Raw genomic sequence first — 15984 nt, 5'->3', positions numbered from 1 at the left:
GAGACTTACCTCTAAGACTTGGCTATCGTCTACTCACATGTTTGGATAGTTCGGCCCGCCGCCGCCTTCCGGCGTGACCCACACGATGTTCTGTGTCGGATCCTTGATATCGCAGGTCTTGCAGTGCACGCAATTCTGCGCGTTGATTTGCAGACGGTCCTTTTCCTGATCGTCCTTCACATACTCGTAGACGCCGGCGGGACAGAAGCGGGATTCCGGACCGGCATAAGTTCGAAGGTTCACGTTCACCGGCACACTCGCGTCCCTGAGCGTAAGGTGCGCCGGCTGATTTTCTTCGTGGTTCGTATTCGAAATGAAAACGGACGACAGACGATCGAATGTGAGTTTACCGTCAGGCTTTGGATACTCGATCGGCTTACAATGCGACGCGGGTTTCAGCATTTCGTGATCGCAATGCTGGTGATGCAGCGTCCAAGGCACATTGCCGCCGAGCACCTTCTGCTCGATTCCCACCATCAGTGTGCCGATGTGCAGGCCCTTGCTCATCCACTGCTTGAAGTTGCGCGCCTTGTACAACTCCCTGTAGAGCCACGACTGCTTGAACGCTTCCGGGTAAGCCGCGAGTTCGTCGTGTTGCCGGCCAGCCTGCAACGCCTCGAACGCTGCATCCGCGGCCAGCATGCCGGTCTTGATCGCCGCGTGGCTGCCTTTGATGCGCGATGCGTTCAGGAAGCCGGCATCGTCACCCACAAGCGCGCCGCCAGGAAAGACGAGGTTCGGCAGCGACATCAGGCCGCCGGCCGTAATCGCGCGCGCACCATACGACACGCGCTTGCCGCCTTCCAGGATTTTCCGAATTTCGGGGTGTGTCTTGTAGCGCTGGAACTCCTCGAACGGCGAAAGGTAGGGGTTCTGATACGCGAGACCCACAACGAAGCCCACCATCACCTGATTGTTGTCGATGTGGTACAGGAATGATCCGCCGTAGGTGTCCGACTGCAGCGGCCAGCCAGCCGTGTGAATCACCAGCCCCGGCTGGTGTTTCGCAGGATCGATCTCCCACAGTTCCTTGATGCCGATGCCGTAAACTTGGGGGTCGGCGTTCTTGCCGAGCTTGAAATTCGCGTTGAGCTGGCGGCCAAGGTGACCGCGACAGCCTTCGCAGAACAGCGTGTATTTCGCGTGCAGCTCCATGCCGAGCTGAAAGTTCTCGGTGGGCTCTCCATCCTTGCCTATGCCCACATTGCCGGTGGCAACACCTTTTACCGAGCCGTCGTCGTTGTAAAGAATCTCTGCGGCCGGGAAGCCCGGGAAGATCTCGACCCCCAGCGCCTCCGCTTGCTGGCCGAGCCAGCGCGTGACGTTCGCGAGGCTGATCACGTAGTTGCCGTGGTTTTTGAAGTTGCCCGGCAATGCCCAGTTTGGCACCGCCCTCGCGCTTGTCTCCGAAAGAAAGAGGAAGCGGTCTTTGCTCACAGGCACGTTTAGCGGCGCGCCCTCTTCTTTCCAGTTGGGAATCAGCTCATTCAACGCACGCGGGTCCATGACCGCACCCGAGAGGATATGCGCCCCAATTTCTGAACCCTTTTCCAGAACGCAGACGCCAATCTCGGCGCCCTTTTCTGCCGCCCGCTGTTTCAGGCGAATCGCCGCAGAGAGCCCCGCAGGACCACCGCCGACGATCACCACGTCGTATTCCATCGACTCGCGCGGACCGTGCCCTTGCTGATTCTCTTCCACCATCCCCGCTGTCTCCTTGGCCTCGTAACGTCGCCATACTCGTTGGACTGCCGCCCGTCGAGGGCGCCGCCGACCCGGGAATTGCGCTCGGCATCTCCCGTAGCCAACAGCAAGGAGTATACATAAATGAATGTCGTATAACAATATGAACGCCGTACGTTTGGCGATGGGACCGTATCGCTCGACGGAAACCAGCGCCCCACAGCCATCTCAGAGCGGCGCTCCCCTCGAGACGTCAAAGAATCCCACGGCTTGAAGTTTCTCGAAGATCACCTCAACAGCCGTTTCGGGGAAAACAGTCGTGGTATTAATGTGAACTTCAGGAGCCTGCGGAGGCTCATAGGGCGAATCGATTCCTGTGAAGTTTTTCAACTCCCCGCTGCGCGCCTTCTTGTACAGCCCCTTCGGATCGCGCTCCTCGGCCACCTCCAGTGGCGTGTCGACGAAGACTTCGATGAATTCACCGTCCTCCATGAGCTCGCGCGCTAGCGCCCGTTCTGCACGAAATGGTGAAATGAAGGCCGTAATGACGATCACCCCCGCATCGGCCATCAACTTCGCCACCTCGGCAATGCGGCGGACATTTTCCACCCGATCCTCGGCTGTAAATCCGAGATCCTTGTTCAATCCGTGCCGAACATTGTCGCCATCGAGAAGATAGGTTCGCTTTCCCATCGCATGCAAACGCTTTTCAAGGAAGTTGGCAATTGTTGATTTACCCGCGCCAGAAAGTCCGGTCAGCCAGACAACGCCGCTCTGGTGCCCATTCAGCACCTGGCGCGCGCGTTTATCGACCGCGAGGGTCTGCCAGCAAATATTGCTGGCACGACGCAGTGCGAAACGCAGCATGCCGGCACCGACCGTGATGTTCGTCATACGGTCAATCACGATGAACCCGCCCGTTTCGTGGTTCTGCTCGTATGGATCGAAGGCTATCGGGCGGTCAAACTCTAATTCTGCGACGCCGATTTCGTTTAAGGCCAGCGTCTCGCTAGCCACATGGTCGAGCGTATCAATGTTCAGCTTGTATTTCAGCGGCAATATCGTTGCCGTAACGGTGCGGGTGCCGATCTTCAGCAAGTAACTGCGTCCACGGAGCATGGGCTGGTCGCTCATCCACACGAGGGCTGCTTCGAACTGGTCTGCAATCTGTGCCGGCGAATCGGACGGAGAGATAAGATCTCCGCGAGATACATCCACTTCGTCAGCGAGCACAAGCGTCACGGACTGTTGCGCGAACGCCTCGTCAAGATCACCATCGGCCGTCACGATTCTTGCCACAGTGCTTTCCCAGCCCGAGGGCTGTACTTGTACACGCTGTCCGACACGCATCGCGCCGGACGCAATTGTTCCGGCAAACCCGCGGAAATCAAGATCGGGGCGGTTAACCCACTGCACTGGGAAACGCAATGGCTGTGTCTGCAAGTGCGCTTCGTCGATCTCGACCGTCTCGAGGTGATGCATCAAACACGGCCCGTCATACCATGCCGTCTTCGTGCTTCTTTTAACAATGTTGTCACCATTCACGCCCGAGATCGGAATTGCGACCACGCCTGGTATGCCGATCTTTCCGGCAAATTCGTCATATTCGCGCGAAATTTCGTCGAATCGTTCCCGCGAGTAAGCGACGAGGTCCATTTTATTGACCGCGAGAACAACGTTGCGGATGCCGATCAGCGACAAAAGGTAGCTGTGCCGGCGGGTCTGCTGCAACACGCCTTTGCGTGCATCCACCAGGAGGACGGCCAGATCGGCCGTGGAGGCCCCGGTTATCATGTTCCGGGTATATTGCACGTGCCCGGGCGTATCGGCCACGATGAACTTGCGGCGGTCGGTCGAGAAAAACCAGTAGGCAACGTCGATGGTGATGCCCTGCTCGCGCTCTGCGGCAAGGCCGTCCAGCAGCAGCGCGTAGTCTATTTCTCCGCCACGCGTACCGACCGTTTTCGAATCGGCTTCGAGCGCGGCGAGCTGGTCCTCGAATAGCATCTTGGATTCGTAGAGTAATCGGCCAATCAGCGTGCTTTTTCCGTCATCCACACTCCCGCATGTGATGAAACGCAAAAGACCTTTTGTTTCGTGCTGCGTCAGATACCGTTCAATGTCGGTCCCGATCAGTTCAGAGACGTGTGCCATTAGAAGTACCCCTCCTGTTTCTTCCTCTCCATCGATGCGGCGCCGTCATGATCGATCAGGCGGCCCTGTCGCTCGGAGGTCGTCGTCAACAGCATTTCCTGAATAATCTGCGGCAAGGTTGTGGCGTTCGACTCGACCGCTCCGGTCAACGGATAGCAACCAAGCGTGCGGAAGCGCACCATTTTTTCCTCGACCCTCTCGCGTGGCTTGAGCGGCATGCGGTCATCGTCCACCATCACCAGCGTGCCGTCCCGATTCACCACAGTTCGTCTCGCCGCGAAATACAGCGGCACGATGGGGATACTTTCGAGGTAGATGTACTGCCAGACGTCCAGTTCGGTCCAGTTAGAGATAGGAAACACTCGAATTGACTCGCCATTACTCTTTCGCGCGTTGTACAGACGCCACAATTCGGGTCGCTGGTTCTTCGGATCCCACTGGTGGGTAGCCGTACGGAACGAGAAGATTCGCTCTTTCGCACGCGATTTCTCTTCGTCTCTGCGAGCCCCTCCGAAGGCGGCATCGAAGCCGTGTTTGGCAAGCGCCTGCTTCAAGCCTTGCGTCTTCCACATGTCGGTGTGAACCTGCGAACCGTGATCGAACGGGTTGATCCCCAATTCCTTCGCTTCCGGGTTCTGATGGACGATCAGCTCCATCCCACTCTCCTGAGCCACGCGGTCACGCATCGCGTACATGTCTCGGAATTTCCAGGTGGTATCGACGTGGAGAAGCGGAAACGGTGGGAACGCCGGATAAAACGCCTTTTTTGCCAGATGCAGCATGCAGGCGCTGTCCTTGCCGATCGAGTAGAGCATCACTGGACGTTGCGCCTCGGCGACGACTTCTCGCAAAATATGAATGCTCTCGGCTTCCAGCCGCCGCAGATGAGTCAATGAAGGCATGGAAAATCCTTGTACAAGGGAGTTTCACTGCGCGGCAGCGATGGCACCGAGCATCACTTTGGCAATTTCCCGACGACAAATCAGTAGATCGGGCATCGCGACGTCAGTCCCGTTATAGATGCATGAGCTGCCGTCAATGCGGCTGGCGTGAAGGCCAGCCGCAAGCGCGACGCCAACCGGTGCGCACGAATCCCATTCGTACTGCCCACCGGCATGAAGATACGCGTGAGCCTCGCCACGCAGTACTGCCATTGCCTTTGCGCCTGCGGAGCCCATCGGTATAAGTTCAGCGTCCAGGCGTTGCACAACCCTCTTTGCCAGCTCCGGAGCGCGCGAACGGCTCACGAGAATTTTCAGCCGCCCTTCAGGCGGTGTCGGCACCGCAGGCGGCGACAGCGTCCCAAATGTCACGCCACGAGCCGGAAGCGCCACGGCGCAAGCGCGAGGCTCGCCGCAAACTGTCAGCGCCACATGAACCGCCCAGTCTTCGCGCCCCTCGATGCGTTCGCCATACTCGCGCGTTCCATCGAGCGGGTCGATCACCCATACACGATCGAGGGTTAATCGCTTTGGATCCGGCGCGGACTCTTCCGACAGAAAGCCGTCTTCCGGCCGGGTCTGAGCGAGAATGTGTGCAATGAGTTCGTTCGCGGTTGCATCGCCAACTGCTCCCAACGGTGTGCCCGTGAGGATTGCCGACGCACGTATCGCATTTAAGGCGCTGCCAGCCACCGTAGCGATGTGCACCGCAAGGCGGTGATCATCGTCGACCCAATGCGCGGTGCTGACAGTGTTCATTGGACTACTCCATTGCGGGGCACCTGTTCCATCGCAGCAAGCCCGGCAGGCGTGTACCAGATATGCTCGACATAGTGCCCCAACGTCGCCCGATGATCTGTGTAGAAGTAGCGAGCGGAGCCCGGTGCCTGACCGTCGACGACGATCGGCACACCGGCGGCGGCCATTTCCTCACGCTGTGTATCGAAAGCGGCTTCGCTCTCAATCAACTGCGCTATGTGATGATGGCGGATCGCGAAGCCGTCTTGAGGCAGCGCATCACGATAAACGCGGTCGTCGCCCGAAAGCGGCTCAATCAATTCCAGCTGAATCGATCCGACAAACGCAAGAGCGATGTTCAGCTTGCAGCGGCGTCCCACGATGGACTCGATTTCAATGCCCGGTAAACGCGCCCACATTGGCACGTTCTGCTGCGTGCGGAATCGGTCAATTGCCTCGTCCACATCTGTTGTGACGTACGCAATCTGTAGAAAACCGGAGAACGGCGAAAGCGAGAGCGTTTTCATCAGTGCAGCCCATAGGTAGTCATGTAGCAGGAAAAGCGTTCCCTGACCGCAGCGGGTGCAAGGCCGAACTCGTCCTCCGCATATTTATGCGCACCATAGGCACGTTCAGGACTCTCCTCAATGCGTCGGCGCATCGCGTCCACCGTTTCGGGGGTCAATCGGAAGCCGAAGTAACCGTAGATACGCCTCACTGTGCCAATCGGGTCGGCGTGCAGGTCGGCCTGCTTGACATCGATGAACTGCTTCTTCGGCAACGATGCGCGCGCCGCAATCGCCGCTTCGCTGGCGCTCGCCCAGTTATCGAGTTCACGCCTGCCGATCTCTTGCCTGTCGACCTGATCGCCCTCAGAAACGCGACGCGCCATCGCCAGCACGCTAGCGAGCGAAGGCAGCGCCTCCACTGGATCACGATGAGTCTGCACGACGCATGCATCGGGAAAGACTTCGAACAACGCGGGCAACTGCATCAGATGGCCTGGGTTTTTCAAAAGCCACGTCTTTCCGCTGTCGGACACGCCAATCAGACTAATCGTCTTTGCGAGATAGTGATATGCCGGCAATTCGCTCTGTTCGCGCCACCAGCGGTCATATTGAGGTACGCGGAACGATGAGCCCCACAGATTGCTGCAAAAGCCCTGCTTCAGTATTTCGAGGCATTCATCTACCTCGTCGGCTACGATGTTGTGCGCTGCTCGCATCTCTGGCGCCGACTTGAAAAAGGCCTGGAGCCCGGCTTCGGTCGCCCGAAAGTGAGCATGGCCGGCCCAAGTATCCCGCGGCGGCCGTGGTTGCGGAAAAACAGTGAGCCATTTTTCCAGGCCTTGAAATTGCGGATCCACCGAAAGCAGCTTGTGCAGAGCGGTTGTACCCGTTCTCGGTATGCCAGTGATGACGAGCGGACGTCGCGGCGTCTGCAAACAAACATCGGCATGTTTGCGCAGGCCCTCTACAAGCATCAGCCGCGAGACTAAAGCGCCGACAACGGCATTCCATGCAAATTCGCGTCCGCCCGGCGCAAAGCGCGGCCCGTCCTCGTCGAGGGCGTTCAAAAGCTGCGTCAGACCCGGCATGTACTGAGCGCTCGAGCCGAAATCGCTTAAACCAGCAGCCCCACTCGCGCTCTCGTGGAGCTCCTCTTCCGCGCCCGTGAATCGTTTTGGTAGTGACATCTATTGTCTCCTGAAAACCATTCGGTCCTTACCAACGCCGTCGTAGCTGCGCACCTATGCGCCTCGCGCGCAGAAGTCGCTCGCGCTCGCCTGCCTCTACGAAGCGAGTGCCGGCCGGTAAGTGATCGCGCAACTCGGAAAGCGGCACGCGCTTGAGCGTCGGAACTGGCTCGGAACTGCACCCATACCATCTGCCTATCGCAGTCCCGCGATTGACCCCGCATGTGTCCAGCCAGTTGATAACACCGGGATCCCGATGAGCAATCACCGCGCGAAAATGACCGTCTTCGTCGACGTGCGCCTGTACTCCATTGAGGCTGCTTTGGTGATCGATATAGTCAAGCGCGTTGAACAGAGCGTCGTTCAACTGGACATTCCAATAGCGGCGAGTTTGCGGCAACGCGGTTTCGAGAATGAGCGCTTCTTCACCATCGAAGTCGAAAATGGCCTGCCAGTACGCCTGCTTCGCTAGACCGCCACCGAAGGCGAAAAACTCGAACTCGTTTATATTGATTCGCGAGCGCAGTTGTTGCATATGCGCGAGCCATCGGCGTGACAAGCGCGCAGCGTAGTCCATCAGCTCGCTGGTACGTGTCGCGATCTTCTCGTGGTCCATCCGCGGCTTCATCAGAGGAGCATCGAGGCACTCGATGGCGATTCGTGCGTCCCGCTCCGCTCCCCATGCATAAGAGCGCTGGCGCAGCATTGCGAAGTCTGCTTCGGGGTGCAGTTCAAGCCAGTTGCCGTCGTGCCCGGCAGGACGCTGCGCGCTCAACAGGATCTCGAAGCTGCCGTCGTCCCCAATCTCGAGATCATCGAAATCGAATTGACCGAGGGGCGGGTGAATTTCGTCGGTAGTTCCCATGATGCCGCGGCCGATGTCAAGCGTCAGCAGATGCACGCTGCCGCGTTCTCCAACTAGCCGGTATCGCAGATCTCCTCGCAAAGGTGCGACGAAATAGGTATCGTCCGGATTCGGCTGCAACATGAAGACCGAATTGAGGAAAGGCAGCCAGTCTGGATGAAGCGGATCGGATTGGAAGTAGATGAAGTAGGCAAGCGAGAGATTCATCTGGAACTGCCGGTACAGCTCCGCGCGCGTTTGTGGATCGCTGGGTGTCTCTGTCAAGTCCAGCAGACTCTCGGCGTTTGCCAATTGGGAGAGATAGTCGCGCCAGGATTTCAGCTCAGCCACGGATTCACCATTACCTTGCATTGCGTCGAGCGATCACGCAGCGCTTCAAACACGTCGGGTAACGCGTCGAGAGAGACGCGATCGGTAATCATCGCCCGAGGTTCGACACAACCCGCGTCGAACACGTCTGCGACGTGAGTGAACTCGTGCATGCTGTAGGTGACAGCGAACTTTATTCGCACTTCCTTCCACACCGCAACCGCGGGAACAAATTGGTCCAGCACCGTACAGAAGCCGAGCACTATGACGTCACCCTGCGGCTTAACGCAATGAATCGCCCGCGCAATCAGATCCTTCTGCCCTGCGCACTCGAAAACGACGTCTGGTGGGCCTTTAAGAGCGTCGCCAGCCAGCGCCGCAAGATCCTGCCCCTGTTCCGGAACCACGAACTCATCTGCGCCCATCTGCCGCGCAAGCGCTTCACGACGCCGGGAGGATGCGGTCGCGACGATGCGTCCGGCACCGAGGCGGCGAGCCCAGAACGTCGCTGCAAGCCCGACTGGACCCGCGCCAATCACGAGTACTTTCGCGCCCGGCCGGAGTTTTGCCAGCGCAACGCCGTGCAAGCCAACCGCCATCGGTTCGATCAGTGCGCCGTCCTCCATGCTCAGCGTCTTGGGGAGCCGGGTCGTTACACGCTCGGCAACGACTGCATACTGCGCGAAACCGGCGGCGGCACCTTTGAACTCCGCGCAAAAGTTGGGCTTCCCTGAAAGACAGGTCGCACAATGCCCACATCCGACGAACGGCAGCGCCGTAACAGCATCGCCCATCTTCAGCTTCTCTACACCCTTTCCCACGGCAATCACCTCGCCGGCGAATTCGTGACCGAGTGTCGAATTTTCCGGGAGCGTGAAATGTGGCGCGTGTCCATCCGTCATGTGAAGATCCGATCCGCAAATACCGCAGCGGTGAATCTTCAGCACAACTTCTCCAGATGCCGGAGTAGGATCGGCAACACTCCTAACTTCTATCGGCAAACCTACCCTCGTGAAATATGCGGCCCTCATCGCTCGGATCTCCGTTTGACGTGAATGTCCTGGTCGTCATCAAGCACCTGAAATATACTTTACTAGGAAAGTATCGTGGCTCGTCCAGGTATTTGTACCGAGAGAGCACTAGAAAGCACCCGCTCCATTGCGTTGGCGCGGAGCTATCGCTCCGAAGCACATCGTTGTTCTGGAGTGGTCGATTGCCACCGGATGCGTCCGAGGCAACAAATGGGGAGAAGAGGGCCGGTTGAGAACGCTGGCCGGAGACTGGTCGTGTGTCTTGCGCGCTTATTGCTAGCTGCGATGCGATGAGTCAGTCTGTGTCAACGCAGCGGTGATCGCCGAAACTAGATCAGCCGCGCTCTACACACCGACGTGCGGCTTCCGCGTCCGCAAAGAGATGGAGTTCTCGCAGCAAAATCGAGAGCGCCGCACGCCGCTCAGGCGCCATGTGACTAGATGCGACCCAGTCGGTTCCATACTCCTTCTCACGAAGAATATTCCTTAAAACTTTGCGCGCGTGCGACTTCATTCGCACAAGAATTCCACGCCCATCCGCCGGATCCGGCATGCGCTCAACTAAGCCCATCTGTTCAAGTCTGCTGACACACTTCGTGATGCCGCCGAGCGTCATCGCCAGTGGTTTTTGTAGTTGTGTTGGAGACTGGGTGTACGGCGGCCCAGAAACCAGAAGCGTGTCCAACAGCAACAGCTCGGCCGCAAGCAGGCCCTGACTCGCGGCGGCTTCCTTGAGTGCGCGATCGATGTGGGCGGACAGTCGTAGAAGTCGTTGCCCTATGAGATAGACGTTCGGGTCTTCCGTTGGCCACTCGCGCGCCCAAGCCTCCGCCTTCTCGTCCAACGCATCGCAAGCCCCGGAACCTTCGGGCTTCTGCAACGCTACGCATTCCGCCAGGAGTTGGGCTTCGGCCTGAGAACGCTTCGAATAGAACGCCTCGCCATTCTCGTCATAAGCGACATCGAGCCACCCAGCCTCGACGAGCGCATTCACGTGCCCCGTCACTCCTGCACGCGATATATTCAGTTCACGCGCCAGTACCGCTGTGCTTCGCGCACCCGCGTTCAGCAGAGTCAACAGTTGTCGTCGGGAAGCATCCGCTAACGCGGCAAATAGCGAATCTGCAGTCTTGCGAGCACCCATGCGATTATCGATCGGTTCAGACCCCCGCTCGTCGGATAGCAAAAACGCGTTGCCGAGCGAATCGGCGATTGGCATGGAGCGCAACTTCACGGTCCGTGCCAGCGCCAAACAGGTGCCGTTTCCTGTAACGCGGGTCAATTCAGCCACGCTAAGTTACCAGAAAAGACGCCCCGAACGCTCCGCGCAAATAGCCGCTTCGGGTGACCAGGCACACATTCGACAGATCGACCGCTATTGTTGAACCAGATCGTATGCCGCGAGTGCCGCGACTTCCGTCACACCACCGTCCACGGGTAGGCACGTGCCGGTAATGAATCGCGATTCATCGCTGGAGAGAAACAGCGCGGCGGCTGCGACGTCCCACGCATCCCCCTCCAACGGAAGTGGTGCGATCTTGCGGCGGCGTTCGCGAGCATTATCGCTAAGCATACTCTGCACCATCGGCGTAAAAATATGCCCCGGAGCAATGGCGTTGGCGCGAACATGATCGCGGCCGTACATCACCGCGAGTTCACGCGTAAAACCGACCATTCCGGCCTTTGACGAGCCATATGCCGCCGACCCGTGGCTGCGGATGCCCGCGACCGAACTGATATTGACGATTGCCCCGCCTCCGCGTGCCACGATCTTCGACACCGCACTTCGGCTCATCAAAAACGCACTCTTCAGATTGACGTCGATCACGCGATCCCAGGACACCTCGTCGACATCCTGCAACCGACCCGGCGCGCCTGAGACCCCGACGTTGTTGACGAGAATGTCCAGACCACCATACCGCTCAACGGTTTCTTCGACAATGCGCGCACAGATAGCGCCGTCAGTGATATCGCCGGTAGATACGAACGCGCTGCCGCCCGCTTCCGTGATCAGCGCGAGCGTTTCCGCTGCCCGCTCGTATTGCTGATCGACGAGACAGACAGACGCGCCCTCCGCCGCAAAAAGACAGGCAATTGCCTTGCCCGTGCCAAAACCCTGACCGAGCGACCCTGCGCCGGTCACGATCGCGATCTTGCCGCTTAAACGTTGGTGAAATATTCTCGGAGCGGGCATGCTGTAATTGGTTGATTTATGTCGAACGTCATCTGGAGCGGCCGAGCGAGCAGATACGCGTTACCGTTCAATCCGTCACTCGCCAGGACGCTGCTGATAGTCGAGCTTAGTCTTGTCAAGCCTATAATGCAACTTTTAGTTGCATTATAGGCTTTGGATCAGATTGATTTGCCCACCGCGCCATGATCCACCAATGCGGCACCAAAGCGTGCCGCATATGCCGTGTTCACCGCCTCCGTCTGGAAACGCGTTTCGTTGATCGAAAAAATGAAGTATCCGTACGCGAGATCGCGTCGATAGTCGACCCACGCCTCGTCCCAATCCGGTGCTTTGACGCCGTTAAGTGCCAACTGCGAAAGATAGTGTTCAAGCAGCGACCGCTCCCACAAACGGCGGTCCTCGATATCGAGCGCGCACCCTATGTGGTAAGCGACCTCGAGGCTCCAGGGCGCGCGGCTAACCTGAGCATCGAAAAAGCCTGGTGCTCCGTCAGCTTCGACGTAGAGATTTCCAAGGTGCGTATCGCCGTGAATGAGACACACCGGTTTGTGCTTATGTTCGCGCGCAATGCGTCCGAGCGCCGCCACCATCCAGTCCCGATCGTGCAGATACCGGCTTACTGCCGCTCCTCTTGGCAACGATACGTAATGCGCCCAGACATCCGGCTCGAGGTAGCGGTTCTGGTATTCCAACGACCAGTCCGAAAAGCGCCCTCCGACCCATTCAAGCCGACCACCAGTGTCGAATTCCCGGCTATTCCACGTTTGCGCGTGGTATCGCGCCATCGCACTCAGACGCAAGGCCACCTGTTCGTAACGCTGAGATTGTTGAGCACGGCAAAACTGAACGTTACGTTCGGTCAGGTCTTCCATCACCACGACGGCCTGCCAGGCGTCAGGATCAGCGCCGGCATAAAAACATTTCGGTGCGTTCATGTTTACGAACGGGAGTATGTCGCGATAAAAGCGCATTTCATTGCGATACATCTCCTTCATCGACGGACTATGTTCCTCAAAGCCGCCCTTCACGATCATTCGCGACGGCAGCCCCATCGTATGACCCGCGTCGTTGTACTCCAGAGCCACGCGGACCTTGGTCGACGTGCCCGGTAGTACATCCACGTGCTTGCACGAGCGCACTTCGACGCGGGGGAATCGGAATCCGAGCGCCGAAGTAAGCCACTCTGCCGTCACTGCCTCGACAGTGACAGGCAAGCTCATGTCACTTATCACACCAGATTCAGACAAGGTTCCTCCCGAAGATTGCGGATAAAGCACGCGTGCGCATCGTCGCGCAGACGGCCTTCAGGTCGCAACATGGGGAAAACCACACCTATCCGTGCGTTGCATATTTTGAATGACGTGCATATAGTTGCTTGCAAACGCAAAAATTCCTTTTGCAGGTAATCGATGAACCTACCCGAATTCCCCACGCTTGAGAGGGCCATCGCTGGCGCCGAACCCGCACATACGCTCGCTCCGAACGAATACCGTACTGAAGAGAGCGTCGCGTTCAAGATGAACATGGTTCATCTTCTGCTTGGCGCGGAAATCGACCGTAAGCTCGCTGCGAGCAAACTTTCAGCAATACAGTGGGGAATTTTGAAAGCGCTGTTCGACGAGCGTGCTCGTACACCCACCGCCTTGTGCCGAATACTTCTCGCTGACGGCAGCATCATGACCCGCAAGCTCGATTCGCTCGAAAAAAGAGGATTGATCGAGCGGATCCGTAGCACTTCCGATAGACGTTCTGTCGAGCTCGCACTGACGGCAAGTGGCCGCCAGTTGCTGCGAGAGACTCTGCCGCTCATCGTCGAAACGAGCAATCGCCAGCTTCGCGGCTTCGCGGTCGATGAAGTTGACACTGTCCGAACCCTGCTCGATCGGATGGTCGCCAACCTGAGCTGACTGGCGATATCAACCTCCGAATCGAACAACGTCGGCGCCGAAGTCGACGGGTACCTGCTACTGAAAAGGAGTTGTTCATGGAGCACACCGAAACAACGGTAAAGCAAAGCGCGATACCTGCGCCGGAGTCCGACCTCGCACCACTGCCGGTTCCTCACGTGTACCGCGGGCGCACCGTCACAGGATGCGCCATCAGACACGTTTCGCGTGATCTGGGGCAAGGTTTTTGCACGCCCAGGATCGAATTGGACGATCTTGTGTGGCCGCGCGCTGAGTCCGGCCCTGCTTTCGATGTTCCTGTCTCGAAGATCATCGACTTTCTCGTTGAGCTCGGGCCGCGTTTGCACCTCGATGTCAATCCGCTGATGCAGGCCGCGCTTGAATCGATGATCAAGGTTAGTCCGCTAGGGCGACGGATCCTCGAAAACTGCTATCGCGACATTCCCAATCTTTTCGCACGTGAGGTGATCGAGGACGAACTGCGCGTGAGTCTTGGAGACGCGCGCCTTGTCGACGGTTGGGTGGCACGCACTCTGCGTGGACGCCCGAGTCGCCTGCGCGCGTTTCCACCGCGCCTCGTCCACATCCTCGCAGGCAATTCGCCGATGGTGGCAGCCATGACCGTCATGCGCTCAGCGCTTACGAAAGGCGTTCACCTGCTCAAGCTGCCTTCGAACGATCTTTTCACAGCCACTGCAATCCTGCGCACCATGGCCGAAATCGACCCGGATCATCCGGTCACCAGATCGTTTTCCGCCGCATACTGGCGCGGTGGGGATGAAAACGTCGAGTCGATCCTTTATCGTCCGCAGTACTTCGACAAAATTGTTGTATGGGGCGGCGAGAGCGCAGTTCGGCATGCGATGCGCTACGCTGGACCCGGCCTTGAACTGGTTGCGTTCGACCCAAAGGTATCGATCTCGCTGATCGGCCGTGAAGCATTTGCATCCGATGAAGTACTGCGCGAGGTCGCACGCGCGGGTGCAGCCGACGTACTGTCGTTCAATCAGGACGCGTGCAATGCGAGCCGGTATCAATTCGTCGAAGGCGATGAAGACGATGCCGACCGCTACTGCGAGCACCTCGCGCTCGCACTTGGCGAAGACTATCGGTACGGCGACGGTCAAGGTCCGCTCGTGCCCGCCGACATTCGCGAGGCCGTGGACGTGCTGCGTGAAATGGAGCCGCTTTATCGTGTATTCGGGGGTTATAACGGCAAGGGGCTCGTCATTCGTTCTGACGAAATGGTGGATTTCCACCCCATTTGCAAGACCGTCAACGTTGTTCCTGTGACAAGTCTGCGCGATGGCGCCCGGCACGCGACCGTCGCCACGCAGACGGTCGGGATTTATCCGCCCCACCGGGTGACCGAGGTACGCGATGCGCTGGCATGTGCCGGCGTCCAGCGCATGGTGGCGCTGGGCGAGTCGATCTCCGACGGTGTCGGCGGCTATCCCCATGACGGCATGTTCCCAATCCATCGCTTCATGAAATGGGTATCGGAAGAAGCCGGTCCGAATCTGGAGGAGACACGGTGATGCAAGCCCTTTCTGCGCTACTACCGCTCACAGACGTTGCAGATCCTTTCCGCAATGTCCCCGAAAACCTCCATGCAATGCAACTGCAGGCGGTCGGCGAGCGCTTCGCACAGCGAAGGCAGCAGATCCGCATCCTGGACAAACGGGCCAGCGAAGCTGGCGTCGTCGAGGTGCAGAGCATGAGCGATGCAGTTCCATTGCTCTTCGCTGACGCCGTATATAAGAGCTATCCGGATTCATTCATCGAGCAGGGCAAATGGCGCCATCTCACTGCGTGGCTGCAGACGCTCACGACGCGCAAGATCGACGGACTCGACTATGACGCGATTCGCGATCTCGACGACTGGATCAACGAGCTGCGCCGCAATGGGCACTACGTTATGAGTTCGAGCGGAACGTCGGGCAAACAATCGTTCATTTACCAAAGTGAAGTTGACCGGGAACTTGGATGGCGGCTGCTCGCGCAGGGCATTCGGTGGGCCGCGAGCGGTATGCGTGATCCGTCACGGCGTTATCCCGTGTTCCTCTTGACGCCTTCTTCCGGCTCTTATACCGGCACGGAACGAATGGCCAAGTTTGCTGAATCGATTGCGATGCCGGGCGACCTTCACTATATGTCGGATGTGCCTCAGAGTGCTGCGCAAATGACGCGCATGGGACGGATGCGACGAGCGATCGCAGACGGCACCGCGCTGCCAAGCGAAATCGAGGCGTTTCAGAACGAAAGCCGCGAACGGAGCGAACGCGTACAAGCCGATTTCGGCCGGTTCATCGACCAATTGCTCGATCGGCGCCACGAGCCCATGTTTATCATGGGCATGCTGGGCATGTTGTACCAGATCGTGGCCACAGGCCGCGAACGAGGCATTGCCGACGGCGACTTTCATCCCGATACCATCATCAGTATCGGAGGCGGGAAAAAAGGCGC

14 protein-coding genes are annotated in these 15984 nt (G+C 58.3%); 3 read left to right on the top strand and 11 right to left on the bottom strand.

All coding sequences use genetic code 11. From position 1 onward, the window contains the following. Positions 1-33 precede the first annotated feature (33 nt). From L0U81_RS32305 to L0U81_RS32255, 11 genes are all read right to left on the bottom strand, one after another. The gene (locus L0U81_RS32305; RefSeq protein ID WP_233810557.1) at positions 34-1704 is read right to left on the bottom strand and encodes an electron transfer flavoprotein-ubiquinone oxidoreductase; all 1671 of its coding nucleotides are present in this window, start codon (positions 1702-1704) and stop codon (positions 34-36) included. 207 nt (positions 1705-1911) lie between these two features. Beyond that, positions 1912-3837 carry a sulfate adenylyltransferase subunit CysN gene (gene cysN, locus L0U81_RS32300; RefSeq protein ID WP_233810155.1) on the bottom strand — a complete coding sequence of 642 codons (1926 nt, stop codon included), beginning with the start codon at positions 3835-3837 and terminating at the stop codon, positions 1912-1914. Continuing rightward, on the bottom strand, positions 3837-4739 hold the full coding sequence (gene cysD, locus L0U81_RS32295) for a sulfate adenylyltransferase subunit CysD (protein WP_233810153.1): 903 nt from the start codon (positions 4737-4739) through the stop codon (positions 3837-3839). The genes cysN and cysD overlap by 1 nt, the downstream gene beginning before the upstream one ends. Positions 4740-4763: 24 nt before the next feature. Next, the gene (locus L0U81_RS32290; RefSeq protein WP_233810151.1) at positions 4764-5537 is read right to left on the bottom strand and encodes a 3'(2'),5'-bisphosphate nucleotidase CysQ; all 774 of its coding nucleotides are present in this window, start codon (positions 5535-5537) and stop codon (positions 4764-4766) included. Beyond that, the gene (locus tag L0U81_RS32285; protein ID WP_233810149.1) at positions 5534-6043 is read right to left on the bottom strand and encodes a VOC family protein; all 510 of its coding nucleotides are present in this window, start codon (positions 6041-6043) and stop codon (positions 5534-5536) included. The genes L0U81_RS32290 and L0U81_RS32285 overlap by 4 nt, the downstream gene beginning before the upstream one ends. Beyond that, the gene (locus tag L0U81_RS32280; RefSeq protein WP_233810147.1) at positions 6043-7212 is read right to left on the bottom strand and encodes a sulfotransferase family protein; all 1170 of its coding nucleotides are present in this window, start codon (positions 7210-7212) and stop codon (positions 6043-6045) included. Before L0U81_RS32280 ends, L0U81_RS32285 begins: the two co-directional genes overlap by 1 nt. Before the next feature lie 28 nt (positions 7213-7240). Continuing rightward, complete coding sequence (locus tag L0U81_RS32275; protein WP_233810145.1) at positions 7241-8407, bottom strand: DUF1214 domain-containing protein; 1167 nt, start codon at positions 8405-8407, stop codon at positions 7241-7243. After that, a complete protein-coding gene (locus L0U81_RS32270; RefSeq protein ID WP_233810143.1) occupies positions 8395-9333 on the bottom strand; it encodes an alcohol dehydrogenase catalytic domain-containing protein in 939 nt (312 codons plus the stop codon). The genes L0U81_RS32275 and L0U81_RS32270 overlap by 13 nt, the downstream gene beginning before the upstream one ends. A 418-nt stretch (positions 9334-9751) precedes the next feature. Continuing rightward, entirely contained in the window at positions 9752-10708 is a 957-nt protein-coding gene (locus L0U81_RS32265; protein WP_233810141.1) for a MarR family transcriptional regulator, read from the bottom strand. 84 nt (positions 10709-10792) lie between these two features. Then, positions 10793-11611 carry an SDR family NAD(P)-dependent oxidoreductase gene (locus L0U81_RS32260; RefSeq protein ID WP_233810139.1) on the bottom strand — a complete coding sequence of 273 codons (819 nt, stop codon included), beginning with the start codon at positions 11609-11611 and terminating at the stop codon, positions 10793-10795. 158 nt (positions 11612-11769) lie between these two features. Beyond that, the gene (locus L0U81_RS32255; RefSeq protein WP_233810137.1) at positions 11770-12831 is read right to left on the bottom strand and encodes an ecdysteroid 22-kinase family protein; all 1062 of its coding nucleotides are present in this window, start codon (positions 12829-12831) and stop codon (positions 11770-11772) included. Positions 12832-13020: 189 nt separating this feature from the next. On the opposite strand from L0U81_RS32255, the gene L0U81_RS32250 reads away from it, so the two are divergent. From L0U81_RS32250 to L0U81_RS32240, 3 genes are all read left to right on the top strand, one after another. Next, a complete protein-coding gene (locus tag L0U81_RS32250; protein ID WP_233810135.1) occupies positions 13021-13518 on the top strand; it encodes a MarR family winged helix-turn-helix transcriptional regulator in 498 nt (165 codons plus the stop codon). A gap of 77 nt (positions 13519-13595) precedes the next feature. Next, the gene (locus L0U81_RS32245) at positions 13596-15056 is read left to right on the top strand and encodes an acyl-CoA reductase (RefSeq protein ID WP_233810133.1); all 1461 of its coding nucleotides are present in this window, start codon (positions 13596-13598) and stop codon (positions 15054-15056) included. Next, positions 15056-15984 (top strand): hypothetical protein (locus L0U81_RS32240; protein WP_233810131.1); only part of this gene is annotated, 929 nt, incomplete at its 3' end. The genes L0U81_RS32245 and L0U81_RS32240, both read left to right, overlap by 1 nt.

It is taken from the genome of Paraburkholderia sp. HP33-1, from assembly GCF_021390595.1.
Taxonomy (GTDB): Bacteria; Pseudomonadota; Gammaproteobacteria; order Burkholderiales; family Burkholderiaceae; genus Paraburkholderia.
The sequence above is the reverse complement of the archived record's forward strand: the minus strand, read 5'-3'. Positions and strand labels throughout refer to the sequence as shown.

Coding starts and splice junctions, on each gene's coding strand:
- L0U81_RS32255 (WP_233810137.1), bottom strand. CDS start 12,831: ATGAGCTTGCCTGTCACTGTCGAGGCAGTGACGGCAGAGTGGCTTACT.
- L0U81_RS32250 (WP_233810135.1), top strand. CDS start 13,021: ATGAACCTACCCGAATTCCCCACGCTTGAGAGGGCCATCGCTGGCGCC.
- cysD (WP_233810153.1), bottom strand. CDS start 4,739: ATGCCTTCATTGACTCATCTGCGGCGGCTGGAAGCCGAGAGCATTCAT.
- L0U81_RS32245 (WP_233810133.1), top strand. CDS start 13,596: ATGGAGCACACCGAAACAACGGTAAAGCAAAGCGCGATACCTGCGCCG.
- cysN (WP_233810155.1), bottom strand. CDS start 3,837: ATGGCACACGTCTCTGAACTGATCGGGACCGACATTGAACGGTATCTG.
- L0U81_RS32290 (WP_233810151.1), bottom strand. CDS start 5,537: ATGAACACTGTCAGCACCGCGCATTGGGTCGACGATGATCACCGCCTT.
- L0U81_RS32260 (WP_233810139.1), bottom strand. CDS start 11,611: ATGCCCGCTCCGAGAATATTTCACCAACGTTTAAGCGGCAAGATCGCG.
- L0U81_RS32280 (WP_233810147.1), bottom strand. CDS start 7,212: ATGTCACTACCAAAACGATTCACGGGCGCGGAAGAGGAGCTCCACGAG.
- L0U81_RS32305 (WP_233810557.1), bottom strand. CDS start 1,704: ATGGTGGAAGAGAATCAGCAAGGGCACGGTCCGCGCGAGTCGATGGAA.
- L0U81_RS32285 (WP_233810149.1), bottom strand. CDS start 6,043: ATGAAAACGCTCTCGCTTTCGCCGTTCTCCGGTTTTCTACAGATTGCG.